The 13,300-nt window shown below is 36.6% G+C and carries 14 protein-coding genes; 6 read left to right on the top strand and 8 right to left on the bottom strand.

Annotated elements, in window-relative coordinates; genetic code table 11:
* Positions 1-3: 3 nt before the first annotated feature.
* Positions 4-759: a hypothetical protein gene (locus EXE10_RS08310; protein ID WP_130113047.1), complete on the bottom strand. Its 756-nt coding sequence runs from the start codon at positions 757-759 to the stop codon at positions 4-6.
* A gap of 237 nt (positions 760-996) precedes the next feature.
* On the opposite strand from EXE10_RS08310, the gene EXE10_RS08305 reads away from it, so the two are divergent.
* The 4 genes from EXE10_RS08305 to purB are packed head-to-tail and all read left to right on the top strand — an operon-like array spanning position 997 to position 4,844.
* On the top strand, positions 997-1,482 hold the full coding sequence (locus tag EXE10_RS08305) for an NUDIX hydrolase (protein WP_068972804.1): 486 nt from the start codon (positions 997-999) through the stop codon (positions 1,480-1,482).
* A gap of 4 nt (positions 1,483-1,486) precedes the next feature.
* Positions 1,487-2,623 (top strand): tRNA 2-thiouridine(34) synthase MnmA, encoded by a 1,137-nt coding sequence (mnmA, locus tag EXE10_RS08300; protein WP_130113046.1) that lies wholly within the window; start codon positions 1,487-1,489, stop codon positions 2,621-2,623.
* Between the two features lie 41 nt (positions 2,624-2,664).
* A complete protein-coding gene (gene hflD, locus EXE10_RS08295; protein WP_130113045.1) occupies positions 2,665-3,396 on the top strand; it encodes a high frequency lysogenization protein HflD in 732 nt (243 codons plus the stop codon).
* A gap of 59 nt (positions 3,397-3,455) precedes the next feature.
* A complete protein-coding gene (purB, locus tag EXE10_RS08290) occupies positions 3,456-4,844 on the top strand; it encodes an adenylosuccinate lyase (RefSeq protein WP_130113044.1) in 1,389 nt (462 codons plus the stop codon).
* A gap of 394 nt (positions 4,845-5,238) precedes the next feature.
* On the opposite strand, the gene EXE10_RS08280 is transcribed toward purB, so the two are convergent.
* Positions 5,239-5,481, bottom strand: a complete 243-nt coding sequence (locus tag EXE10_RS08280; RefSeq protein ID WP_130113043.1) for a hypothetical protein — start codon at positions 5,479-5,481, stop codon at positions 5,239-5,241.
* A 211-nt stretch (positions 5,482-5,692) separates the two neighbouring features.
* On the opposite strand from EXE10_RS08280, the gene EXE10_RS08275 reads away from it, so the two are divergent.
* Positions 5,693-6,331, top strand: coding sequence for a DUF2238 domain-containing protein (locus EXE10_RS08275; RefSeq protein WP_130113042.1), 639 nt, complete (start codon positions 5,693-5,695; stop codon positions 6,329-6,331).
* 210 nt (positions 6,332-6,541) lie between these two features.
* Here EXE10_RS08275 and EXE10_RS08270 read toward each other — a convergent pair whose 3' ends face one another.
* Positions 6,542-6,916, bottom strand: coding sequence for a winged helix-turn-helix transcriptional regulator (locus tag EXE10_RS08270; RefSeq protein WP_130113041.1), 375 nt, complete (start codon positions 6,914-6,916; stop codon positions 6,542-6,544).
* 125 nt (positions 6,917-7,041) lie between these two features.
* Here EXE10_RS08270 and EXE10_RS08265 point away from each other — a divergent pair, with 125 nt between their 5' ends.
* Entirely contained in the window at positions 7,042-7,899 is an 858-nt protein-coding gene (locus EXE10_RS08265; RefSeq protein WP_130113040.1) for an SDR family oxidoreductase, read from the top strand.
* 121 nt (positions 7,900-8,020) lie between these two features.
* Here the strand turns inward: EXE10_RS08265 and EXE10_RS08260 are convergent, their stop codons facing one another.
* From EXE10_RS08260 to EXE10_RS08240, 5 genes are all read right to left on the bottom strand, one after another.
* Complete coding sequence (locus EXE10_RS08260; RefSeq protein ID WP_130113039.1) at positions 8,021-8,701, bottom strand: hypothetical protein; 681 nt, start codon at positions 8,699-8,701, stop codon at positions 8,021-8,023.
* 10 nt (positions 8,702-8,711) lie between these two features.
* Positions 8,712-9,485, bottom strand: a complete 774-nt coding sequence (locus EXE10_RS08255) for an MFS transporter (RefSeq protein ID WP_416346101.1) — start codon at positions 9,483-9,485, stop codon at positions 8,712-8,714.
* A 238-nt stretch (positions 9,486-9,723) separates the two neighbouring features.
* Positions 9,724-11,181, bottom strand: a complete 1,458-nt coding sequence (locus EXE10_RS08250; RefSeq protein ID WP_068972795.1) for a glyceraldehyde-3-phosphate dehydrogenase — start codon at positions 11,179-11,181, stop codon at positions 9,724-9,726.
* Between the two features lie 273 nt (positions 11,182-11,454).
* Positions 11,455-12,387 (bottom strand): EamA family transporter RarD, encoded by a 933-nt coding sequence (rarD, locus tag EXE10_RS08245; RefSeq protein ID WP_068972794.1) that lies wholly within the window; start codon positions 12,385-12,387, stop codon positions 11,455-11,457.
* Positions 12,388-12,682: 295 nt separating this feature from the next.
* Positions 12,683-13,066, bottom strand: a complete 384-nt coding sequence (locus EXE10_RS08240; protein ID WP_130113038.1) for a DUF962 domain-containing protein — start codon at positions 13,064-13,066, stop codon at positions 12,683-12,685.
* Positions 13,067-13,300: the final 234 nt, after the last annotated feature.

The following is a 13,300-nucleotide window of genomic DNA, read 5'->3' as shown; positions in this document are numbered from 1 at the left end:
CTCTCAGAAAATAGGTAAATTTATACCGATGACTGGTCCATGTTGACGAATGTCCCAATGAAAATGATCCGATTTATAGTCTTGTTCAAAATAACGATAGCCCGCTCTAAGATTTAAGTCTCGGCTTAAAACTAGAATTCGATACCCGATATAAGCTTGTGCAGAAATGGTATTTTCACTACCAAAAGTCACTTCTGAAGCTAAATTCCACGATGAGTCAAAATTATATTTAAAGCGTGAACCCCAAAAGAACTCATCCCAAGTTGCATGAACATCAATCCCTTGATTGAGAACAGCAAGTGTTGCTTCTGCTTTTGTTCTATGTGTACCAAGTGTAGGTTCAACAATAAGTTTTGCTTGGTTTTTTGCTGTCTTTTCAGGTGAAATATAAGCTTGATAGTAAATGCCATAACTGCGCTGATCTAATTTCGTCCCCAATGCTATAGGAATATGCATGACACTTTTTTCTTGTGATGTTTCTACTTTTTGTAGATCTGCATAAATTCCCCATTTGCCTTTGCTTAGATCCACATGTCCCATAAAAGAACGATCTAAATCTTTTAAAGTTTCTTTAAAAGGCTGATCTACATCATAATTCACTTTACCTTTACTGATCTTTCCATCTACATCCGCAGCAAACGCATATAGATTGACATTCAGTTTCGGTGAACCTTGTAACGATTCTGATAACTCACCCGAAAAAGTCACTTGGCTTAAAAGAATACCCAGTGAAAAACATAAATATCTATTAATTTTCATAAAATACTCCAGCATGAGTATTTTTTATCACACGTTAAACTACAAGTATATGAATTATTTAAATTTTTAATTTAATTAATCTAATATAAAATTTAATAAAAACTAAACCAAATTCTTTAATAACTGATTTATATTGTGATTTAAAAATATACTGATCAATGTGAATAGGAAATATCCACCATAGCCACCACGTCTAAAATTTTGTAGAATATCGCTTTATTTCCCACGGTGCTGGTTATGACCACTTGGACACCTCATGTTACTGTCGCGACTGTCGTCGAAAAAGACGGAAAATTTCTTTTTGTAGAAGAACATACCGAAGGTGTGACACACACAGTGTTCAATCAACCTGCGGGGCATGTGGAATGTGGTGAATCTATCATCCAAGCAGCAATTCGTGAAACAATGGAAGAAACTGGACATGCAGTAGAGGTCGATTCATTACTCGGAATCTATACCTATACCCCGCCGATGTTTCCAGATCGTACCTATTTTAGATTTTGCTTTTTAGCCCATGTACTTGAGTATTTTCCAGAGGCAGAACTGGATACAGGGATTATTGGTCCGAAGTGGATGACGCTTGAAGAATTAGTAGAATCTGCACGCGCACGCAGTCCATTGGTGATTAAAGCTGTACAAGATGCACTTTCTGGGCAAAAATACCCACTTTCGCTCGTTTATGAGCACCAAAATTCTCCTTTAATTTCAAATTTGGATGCCTAGTCCTATGCAACAACGTGTCATCGTCGGTATGTCTGGTGGTGTAGATTCATCTGTTTCTGCTGCACTACTTCTTCAACAAGGTTATCTAGTTGAAGGACTTTTCATGAAAAACTGGGAAGAAGATGACGGCACGGAATACTGTACGGCAATGGAAGATCTTGCGGATGCGCAAGCGGTTTGCGACAAAATTGGCATCAAACTCCATACAGCAAACTTTGCGATGGAATATTGGGATCGTGTCTTTGAACATTTCCTTGCTGAATATGCAGCAGGTCGTACACCGAATCCAGATATTCTCTGTAATAAAGAAATCAAATTCCGTGCATTCCTCGATCATGCGGTGAACTTAGGTGCTGACTTTATCGCAACTGGGCATTATTGCCGTCGTGGTGAAACAGCAACCAACTCACGTGGTGAGGAATATGCGCCATTACTTCGTGGTGTGGACAATAACAAAGACCAAACCTATTTCCTGCATGCCGTGCATGGTCGTGAAATTAACAAAACCTTGTTCCCTGTCGGTGAAATTGAAAAACCTGAAGTGCGTAAAATTGCGGAAGAACTCGGTTTAGTCACAGCCAAGAAAAAAGATTCAACGGGTATTTGTTTTATTGGTGAACGTCGTTTTAATGACTTCTTGAAGCAATATTTACCTGCTCAACCCGGAAAAATTGTCCTAGATACAGGAAAAGAGGTTGGTGAACATCATGGCTTAATGTACTATACGCTCGGTCAACGTGGCGGTATCGGCTTAGGTGGACTTAAAGGTGCTGAAGAAGGTGCTTGGTTTGTTCTACATAAGGATATTGAAAATAATCGCCTCGTGATTGGTCAAGGTCATGAGCATCCATTGATGCAAAGTACCATTTTATGGTCAGAAGCGATTGACTGGGTTGCAGGCGAGCAAGCGATTCCTGAAACAGGTTTCCGATGCACGGCTAAAACTCGTTACCGTCAACCTGATCAAGCATGTACAATTTATAAAGATACAGATACACCAAATGGTGTTCGTGTTGAATTTGATGAACCACAACGTGCTGTTACACCTGGACAAAGTGTTGTGTTCTATGTCGATGAAGTTTGTTTAGGTGGTGGTGTGATTCATCATACCAATGCACCAAAACCTGATTTTATTGAATAAAGACGTGTTAATCATTGCAATTTATTTAAAGGAATTTAGGCATGGTTGAGTTGCCCTTTCAACAGCCTCAAACTTTGAATCAACGCCAAAACAAAGCTTTGGCGTTAGCAGCTGTGTTCCAAGCAACACAGCTGACGCACATGACTGCAATGACAGGTCGTCAAAGTATTGGTGAAAGTGGTAATTTCTATTTTGAACAACTCATCAAAGCCAGCTTAAATATCCGCCCTTCCGATAATAAATCAGCACAAACATTAGATTTTTTTCATCAACTTGCTGATATTTCACTGGGTTTAAAAACCTTAGAAAGTAGCATTACCCAACCTTTTTCAACATCACCTAAATCTCGTATTCCTAAACTCGCCAATGCAAAATTACCTATGTCTTATGCAATGTCCTTATTAGCATTGGAAAAAAAGGTGTATAACAATCCGAAATTTGTAGAAATCATTGAGCAATCCCAACAAAAAATATTAAAGCAATTGTCATTTTTTGATCATAATTATTTACATCCCAGTATTATTGCCAATTTAGCGCAGACCTATGTCGATACCGCAGGTCAAATTAATCCTCGAATTTTAGTACGTGGTAATGCAGAAGCATTTAAAGACTCGTCACATACCAATCGCATTCGTGCCAGCTTATTTACAGGTTTACAAATGGCGCACCTTTGGCGTCAGCTTGGTGGAAGTTCATGGAACATGATCTTTAGCAAGCGTAAACTTCTCCAAGATATTCAAGATCTTGCTCGACTTCAATATCAGGTTGTATAACTGATGTTCAATACAGTTTTTTCAGTTTTACGTTTAATTCCAAAGTTTAGGGAATCTTTATGAACGCTTTAACCGCACTTTCTCCATTAGATGGACGCTATGCTAGCAAATGTGATGCACTCCGTCCTTTCCTCTCTGAGTTTGGTTTAATCCATGCTCGTGTGACAGTTGAAGTGCGTTGGTTACAAGCGCTTGCTAACCGTCCTGAAATCACTGAAGTTCCTGCATTTTCAGCAGAAACTAACGCTGCTTTAGATGCAATTGTTGCAAACTTCTCTGAAGACAATGCCAACCGCATTAAAGAAATTGAACGCACAACCAACCATGATGTAAAAGCAGTTGAATACTTCTTGAAAGAACAAATTGCTGATATCGCAGAACTTAAAAATGCGGGTGAATTCATTCACTTTGCATGTACTTCTGAAGACATCAACAACCTTTCACATGCTTTAATGTTGAAAAATGGTCGTGCTGTGCTTGTTGAATCTATGCAACAAATCGTTGATGCGATTGCTGCCTTGGCTGAAACTCATGCAGAACAACCAATGTTGTCTCGTACACATGGTCAAACTGCAAGCCCAACAACTTTAGGTAAAGAAATGGCGAACGTGGCTTACCGTTTAGCTCGCCAAATCAAACAATTCAACCAAGTTGAATTATTGGGCAAAATTAACGGTGCAGTCGGTAACTACAATGCGCACTACTCTGCTTACCCAGAAATCAACTGGCCTGCGCACTCACAAGCATTTGTTGAATCTTTAGGTTTAACGTTCAACCCGTACACCACTCAAATCGAACCACACGATTATATCGCTGAAATGTTCGATGCTTTACGTCGTTTCAACACAGTATTGATCGACTTTAACCGTGACGTTTGGGGTTATATCTCTTTAGGTTTCTTCAAACAACGTTTGAAAGAAGGTGAAGTTGGTTCTTCAACAATGCCGCACAAAGTCAACCCAATTGACTTCGAAAACTCTGAAGGTAACTTAGGTATTGCGAATGCTGTACTTGCGCACTTAGGTGAAAAATTGCCAATTTCTCGTTGGCAACGTGACTTAACTGACTCAACTGTTCTTCGTAACATGGGTGTTGGTTTGGCACAAAGCTTAATCGCTTTTGAAGCTTGCTTAAAAGGGATTGGTAAACTTGAATTGAATGCTGCTCGTATTCTTGAAGATCTGGATCATGCTCAAGAAGTTTTAGCTGAACCAATTCAAACTGTTATGCGTCGTTATAACGTTGAAAAACCATACGAAAAATTAAAAGCATTAACACGTGGTCAAGCAATGACACGTGACATGATGGTTGATTTCGTCAATGGTAATGAACTTTCAGCTGTCCCTGCTGCGGATCGTGCTCGTTTAGCCGAAATGACACCTGCTACATATACAGGTAATGCTGCTGAACAAGCAAAACAAATCAAAGATTTAATTTCTAAAATCTAATTTTTAAACCCGTTTAAAATAAAAAACGAAGCTTCGGCTTCGTTTTTTATTGGATTTTTATAAATATTATTAACTGATGTGACGCAGTAACATAAAAAGTACTGTTGTTTCTAGATAAAATTGGATACGCGATAACGTCATCCACAAGTGTTTGAGGCCAGACTACTTTTAATTAGATATGTTTCTGCGATGTATACGATATTTTGACGGTAGTGGACGAGTTTTGTGGATGACAATGGTTTTGCCTACTTTTTCCGAAAAAAAAGTAGGTCGAGCCGAAGGCAAGTCCCTAAATCAAAACTTTTGATGCAAGACTCCGCTGAGAAATATTAATACAATTTGAACAGAAATACTTCATTTTTCAAATGTGTAATATCAGTTATTGATTTTGCAACTAAGACATCGGACAATAACGTAGCCAATCCGCTTTCATTTTTTCGAGTTCTTCACCCGTTAAAATATCACTGAAATAAATATAATACGTTGCATCAGGATATTGGATTTCATGGCGGTACAACATGCCACGTAAAGACACAGAAAGCTCTTCAGGAAAATCATCTGTCAATTGATACAACTCTTCAAAATCATAATTAAAATAACAATTTTGTTTTGCCTCAAATGCTTCAATCAAAGCCACGCCTAATCCCTAACTTCAAAAAAATACAGTGTAATAGATTCGATTGCTAAAAACCTAGATTGGTTGCTAAAAGTGGTTAAACCACATACAAAATAAGTTTGTCATAATCTATTTAGAATATTTAACACTCGAAATATAAGGTTTTTAAAATTTCGCATTTTGTTTATATTTTGATTACAATGCTGACAATAAATTTAAGAAAAAATACTTAATGATTTACCATTCTCTTACTCAAAAACATTGGCTAATACTTGCTGTACTTGCAATCGCAATTATTTTAGCCAGCATCAATCCATTAGAATACCCATCCTATATGTTGCATCAAATTGGTACAGTATTGATGCTCATAGCCCTATTCTACTGCTTAAAAAAAATCGGGCTGAATTTTTCTTCATTTGCACTTTATATTGGATTTTTAATTATTCATGTGATTGCAGCGCATTATCTCTATTCCTATGTGCCTTATAATGATTGGGCAATCAAATATTTAGGTTTTGATTTAAATCAAGCCATGGGTTGGACACGGAATATGTTTGATCGTTTTGTGCATTTTTTCTATGGATTATTCCTGTATCCATTTTTCTATCGTCTTTTCCAAGTTTGGTTACCGAGTCTAAAACCTAAAGTATTATTTTTATTGGTCATCCAATTTGTCATGGCAACCAGTTTATTTTATGAATGGATAGAATGGTGGATCGCAATCGGCTTATCACCAGAAGAAGCTGAAAACTATAATGGTCAGCAAGGCGACATTTGGGATGCACATAAAGATATGTTCTTGGCGACGATTGGTGCAATCATCACAGGTTTAATGTATTTAAAATCAAAGCCTAAACTTAACACTAAGTAATTAACATTTAGGAATAAATATAACTCCTGCAATTTGCATTACAGTAAATTGTATATTGCAATGATATTGATTAAGTATTTGCCCTAACAATGATTTTCAGATGGTAATATCATTCCATTTAGCATCTAGGGCTTTTATTAAGCACGCATAGCTTATGACTGACTAATTTAAGCCATCATGAATCATTTAAAGCTTAAATTTTCAAACAGCTTATTTGGCTAGTCTTTGCTTATTTTCTAAAATATCAGGCAAACTACGTTCAATCCATCCGATTAAATAATTTAACTTTTCAGCAGCTTGCGCACCCAAAATCGTGAGCTGATACTCTACTCTAGGTGGAACTTCAGGATAAACTGTACGTAAAACCAAACCATCTTGCTCTAACACTTTTAAGGTCTGAGCCAGCATTTTCTCACTCACACCTTCAATACGATTACGCAACTCACTAAAACGTAGCACACCATCACTCAAACAACGCAAAACCAGCACTGACCATTTACTGGTAAGGTGTTCCAATATCTCTCGTGAAGGACATTCACTGGATAAAACTTGTCCAATTAAATGACTTGAAGCATAGATGCTCATCAATTCTCTCCGCTCAGTTATAAGCTTACTTTTAGGTATGTACTTACATTTTGTAAGTTTAATAATTAAGATAATAGCATCAAGTTTAAAAAACATCCAATTTTAATATGGATAAAGGTGAAATGATGAAAATTGCAATCACAGGTGCTACAGGTCAACTCGGACATTTGGTTATTCAAGAATTACTTAAACAAGTTGAAGCAAATAATATTATCGCCTTAGTACGAGATCTTAAAAAAGCTGAATCACTCAAACAACAAGGCATTGAGTTACGATTATTCGACTATGATCAACCTGAAACGCTCTCACCTGCTCTCGTTGGAATTGATAAATTATTGCTCATCTCAGCCAATGAAATTGGTCGTCGTACGCCACAGCACAAAGCTGTGATTGAAGCAGCAGTTGCCTCAAATGTGCCTTATATTGCTTATACCAGTTTACTCAATGCGGATAAAAACCAATTGGGATTGGCGCAAGAACATCGCGAAACAGAAGCGCTAATCCAACAAAGCGGTTTGCACTACACCCTCTTGCGTAATAATTGGTACAGCGAAAATTATCTTGCGAATGTTCAACATACTGCCGATGTTGGAACACTTTATGGCAGTGCTGAAAATGGGCAAATCAGTTCAGCCTCTCGTCAGGATTATGCAGAAGCTGCTGCCAAAGTTTTAGCGTCAAATGGTCATGAAAATAAAATCTATGAATTGGCTGGTTCAACCAGTTTTACCCTTACCGATTTAGCACAATTTATTGGTTTAGCTGCAGGTAAATCCGTGCAATATCAAAACATCAGCGCAAATGACTATAGCAAAGCATTAACAGAAGCTGGGCTCCCTGTAGGATTGGTCGAAGTGATTGTGGATGCGGATGTACAAACAGCAAAAGGTGCAATGTTTAGCGACCGTAACGATTTAGAAAATTTGATTGGTCGCAAAACTACAAGTATTCAAGATCAAGTGAAAGCTTTATTGAATAAGTAACTTTATTGAATAAGTAGCTTTATTAAATTAATAGATTTCTTCAGCAATCACATTGTATATCAATCAATTGCATTCTCTTATAGAGTCATTCTCTATAAGAGAGTCGCTAGATTTTAAATATTTATGGATGAATATTTTTTACAGGTAAATCAATATTCATTTCTAAATCAGCAAGTGACTGACGCTGAGTGTTGTACATCGTGGCATTAAACACAGCTATTTTTTTCATTGTCATCGGATCATTAATATTCAAAATAGGTTTTAAGCGATGTTTGACGTACAAATGCGCCACTTCATCAAATTCAAAGTAAACATTTCCATTAAACATGATTCGAATTGGAACTTGGTATCGTCGTTTCAATTGAAAAGGAACAGCTAGTTTGACAGGAATATCTAATTTTAAAGGAAATTTAGGCAGTAATTTATTTTGATAAACCAAATCTGTTGTGGTCTCTAAAGGCATTACCGTTGAAATTTGAATGGTCGTACTATAATCAATATCAACTTGAATTGGTGTCGTAACTTCAAACGCCAAACCTGCTAAATACTTACCTTGCAAAGGTAGGTTTAATTGCCGATCAATATTCAGCTCTGTGTCTAATGCACCCTTCGCTTGGGTTTCTAAATAATTTCCCACATGAATTTTAGTGGGTAAAGAATCTGGTAAATTGATTTGAGCGTGTTGTGCAGATACATACATTGACGCTTGTATATTCAGATATAACCAAACACTGATCGCAATCAAAAGCACTACACTTATAAATGCGAGCAGTAAGTTTCGAAAAGAATTAAAAATCCACATCGCAAATATCCTATTTCACAACATTGGATTGTGAAGTATCCGCTTTCGTCATGTTTTCTCTTAAATCATGCTTTTTAGAATTATTTGCTACTTCTATACTTCGAGATAAACGTAAACTATTGAGTGGGATGGTGAGTTGCCCTTTTTCTATTTTTACTGGTAAGGTATTTTGCACATCCACAGTTGCTTCAAGTGCTGATTTAATTGGAACATTTAAATGCCCTTGAATCGGAATATTGGCTTTTAATGTTGTTACCAGTGGCACATGTAAATTTTCCTTAAGCACAGTTTTGACTGGTGCATCAAACTTTAAATGAACCTGCTGTTTTAATGGAACTTGTAAGTCAATGGGTACATCCATTTGAATCGGAATCGTACCTTTAAGTGGTAAAGTAATATCTTTACCCAACACTTGAATTTTGACTTTAGTATCGATTGGCATATCTTGATTAATTTTAAGTATTTCTTTTACAGGAATCGTCGTTTCTATTGGAACTTGGTTATCAAAATATACTCGTGGTGTTAAAGTCTGTGTAATCGGCACATTCAGTTTTTCATTGATTGGAATTTCCGCGTTTACTTTACCTGTGACATCGACATCTAAAGCATCATGTATTTGTACTTTTGCTTGTAACGGGGCTTTCAGGTCAATACTAACCGCCTGATTCTCTAAAGGAATATAGATACTAAAATGCTTAAAAACCCAAATAGCGATCAATACTCCACATATTGTTGCAAAGAAAATAAATGCAATAATTGAAATACCTTTCTTGAGCTGCAAAATTCATTCCTTGAGTTTTTGACCATGATTTATTTTAATTTGTTTTGTGATTTAATTTACACTTTTATGTATTAAAGTCGATTAATATTGTTTTATTTCTGCGATTATTCTTTTCTTTTTGAAGAATTTAAGAGCAAACATCCGAATTTAAATTTTATTATCTTTATATAGGCGATAAAAAACCCAACATTAAGTTGGGTTTTTCATACTTACAAATACAATTTAAACAATACGTTTAAAATTATGCATTTGTCTCAGCAGGTGCTTTCGGATAGCTTACGCCACACATTTGTTCTGCGATACGTAATACTTGGCAGCTATAACCCACTTCGTTATCGTACCAAACATACGCTGTCAAACGGTTACCAGAAGTGATTGTTGCTTGCGCATCAAATACACCTGCTGTACGCGAACCGATAAAGTCAGATGATACAACTTCAGTTGAGTTTGTATAACCGATTTGACCTTGAAGGCTTGAGTTAATTGAGATTTGACGAATGTATTCGTTCACTTCTTCACGATCAACTTCTTTCTCAAGTGTTAAGTTAAGAATTGCAAGCGATACGTTTGGTGTAGGAACACGTACTGAGTTACCAGTTAATTTACCTTGTAATTGAGGTAAAGCTTTTGCAACTGCTTTTGCAGCACCAGTTTCAGTAATTACCATGTTCAACGTTGCAGCACGACCACGGCGATCCGCTTTGTGGTAGTTATCAATTAAGTTTTGGTCATTTGTGAATGAGTGAACTGTTTCAACGTGACCATTGATTACTTTGTATTTATCTTCTAACACTTTCAATACAGGAGTGATCGCGTTAGTTGTACAGCTTGCAGCAGAAATGATTTTGTCTGAATCAATGATGTCAGCTTGGTTTACACCAAACACCACGTTCTTCATATCACCTTTACCAGGAGCAGTCAGTACCACACGACCTACGCCAGCACAGTTCAAGTGCTGAGAAAGACCGTCGATATCACGCCATTTACCAGTGTTATCAATTACAAGTGCGTTGTTGATACCATAAGCTGTGTAATCTACTTCAGCAGGGCTAGACGCATAAATCACTTTGATGAAGTTACCATTTGCAATGATTGCTTCGTTTTCTTCATCAACAGAGATTGTACCCTCGAAAGAACCGTGGATTGAGTCACGACGTAACAATGAAGCACGTTTCGCTAAGTCACCATCAGATGATTTACGAACAACAATTGCTTTAAGGCTTAAACCACGACCAAGACCTGATTGGCTGATGATTAAACGCGCTAAGATACGACCGATACGACCAAAACCGTAAAGTACAACATCTTTCGGCTCAACCAATGCTGGACGACCATTTAAAGAAGCTACTGCTTGAGCAACAAATGCATCAACGTCGCCGCCTTTTTCTTTATATTCAACAGCAAGCTTACCTAAATCAACTTCAGCAGAACCGATATTATCTAATTTTGCTAATGCTTCTAAAATAGGAAAAGTATGAACAACTGAAAGCTCAACATCCATCATACGTGTACGACGGTGCGCTTTAAGAATTTGAATAACTGAACGGTTCACTAAAGAACGACCGTACACAGAAGTCACAATGTTTTTTTCACGGTATAATTGACCAATTAATGCAATCATACGTTCCGCGATTTCTTCACGGTTTTTCCAGCGACCTTGGTGCTCTGCATGTAGGGCGATGATAGTGTCTTTGCTCACAGATACGTCCTCTATTTATGTATATATCTAGACATGGATTTAAATCCAGACAATTGTAAAGGAATTCTCTGCAAGATTGAATCAAAAGCTGAGATGGCAATGCAAAAATTCGCATATATTCACTATAATTTTACAAAATACCAATAATTATTTAAATGATGGTCTATTTTTATACAATTCTTTGACCATAGCTTAAGCAATTCATTATTTTTCTTGTTTTATCATTCTTCTCATTACCTGTCTTTTATTCATCAAACATTTAATTTAAAAGTTCTAATCATTCAAACGCTCTGGAAGCTTTTCAACATTGTATTTCAAATGCTCAGTATTTTTTCGTTGCTTATAAATATGCAAAGCACCTTCTAAAGCCAATATCGCAACTGCGCACCAAATCGGAATATACGTCAGCCATTCATCTGCCTGAATCACTTCACCCAGTGCCAGTGAAACCAAAGCCAATAACACAGGTTCTAAATAACTCAGCAAACCAAATAAAACCATCGGTAAAAAACGACTGGCGAGAATATAACTCCCTAAACCAATTGCACTCAGTAACCCTAGCCCTAGCACGACAATAATTAAAGTCGGCGAATCAACAAATTTACCATAAGCATTTAAGCCCGAATGTGCGAAATAAATTGCAACAGGGATGCAAATCAGAATATCCCACCAAAAACCACCTAAATTATCTGTTTTGATTTGCTTACGAATGAGAAAATACAACGCATAACCGACTGCAACAGATACCGTTTCCCACGCTATACTGCCTAGACGCCACAACTCATGTCCAACACCTAGAATCGCAAAAGCTACCGCAAGCATCTGGAATTTGGATAATTTTTCTTTATAAATTAAACTTCCAGCGAGCACCAATACCAACGGCAAAAGAAAATATCCCAACGAAACTTGCAAACCACGACCATTCATTGGCCCCCAAAGGAATAACCATAACTGGAAGCATGTTAATGCAGAGGTAATCATTAAAAGTAGAATTAATAAAGGTTGTTTGACTAAGCGTTGAAAAATAGTTTTAACATGTGCAAAGTCACCACTCCACAACATAAATGCCGTTAAAAAAGGCAATGTGGCAATAATTCGCCAACCAAACGTTTGCTGACTGTCAAAATCCCCAAGTAGTTTGGAATAAAAATACAAAATCCCAAAAGTGACCGATGCCAATATAGACAATGCTACGCCTTTAAACATCAGTCGCCTCACGGTGATTTTACAAAATAGACTCAAGCATTATAAACGTCTTCTGTTCGAATTAACTTGAACTATCAATTATTTTTCGACTTATTCACCAATGAAGAATCGTGAATGAGATTTTAATTGTTAACTGCTAATTTTTACCATTAATTCTATAAATTCCTATAATTTATAATACTCATCCAACTTAAATCACAAAATTCATAACCTAAAGCATCGACAAGATATTACGCGTAAAAAAAAGCTGAAATGATCATTTCAGCTTTTCAAAAACATTTCAAAATCGTAAAAATTAACTGTCAATTTTATCGAATTTTCGATCTTTCAAACTCAAATTACCACGTAAAATATCAGACAACATACGCCAGTCAGAAATAAAGCTATACAGCGGTTGTTTAAAACTTGCAGGCTTATTCTTTTCAAAAACAAAATGCCCTACCCATGCACATGCATAGCCTGAAACTAAACCATACACAAAATATTTTGCTTTACGCTGACGAATCGCTTTCGTAAAAAAGTAAATTCCAATACTACTTCCTGCTGCATGCAGACGACGACTCATGATGCTGCGATGTTCAGTTAAATAAAAGCGATAGAATTCAGAATATTTTTTGATTGGCATTTGAATTTTTGGGCTTTGTACCAAGTCTGATTTTGGTTCTACATGTGCATTCATTGGGGTTTTTCCTGTTTTATTTTTAATCAGCTTAGATTATTTTAAGATACTTTTAAAGCCTAAGGAAATAATCCATCTGTAATTTGCATTGCTTTTAGATAGACGAACAATTTCAAAGAAATGATTTTAAACAAACGGCTCTAAACAAACAATATCACAGCTATTTCACTTCCCTTTTTGCGCTACAATACATATTTATATATCAACATGCTGTTTAATCGTTGAATCAGCAAG

It is taken from the genome of Acinetobacter sp. WCHAc060033, assembly GCF_004209125.1.
Taxonomy (GTDB): domain Bacteria; phylum Pseudomonadota; class Gammaproteobacteria; order Pseudomonadales; family Moraxellaceae; genus Acinetobacter; species Acinetobacter wuhouensis.
Note: the sequence above shows the minus strand (reverse complement) of the source record. Positions and strands in the feature narration are given on the sequence as shown.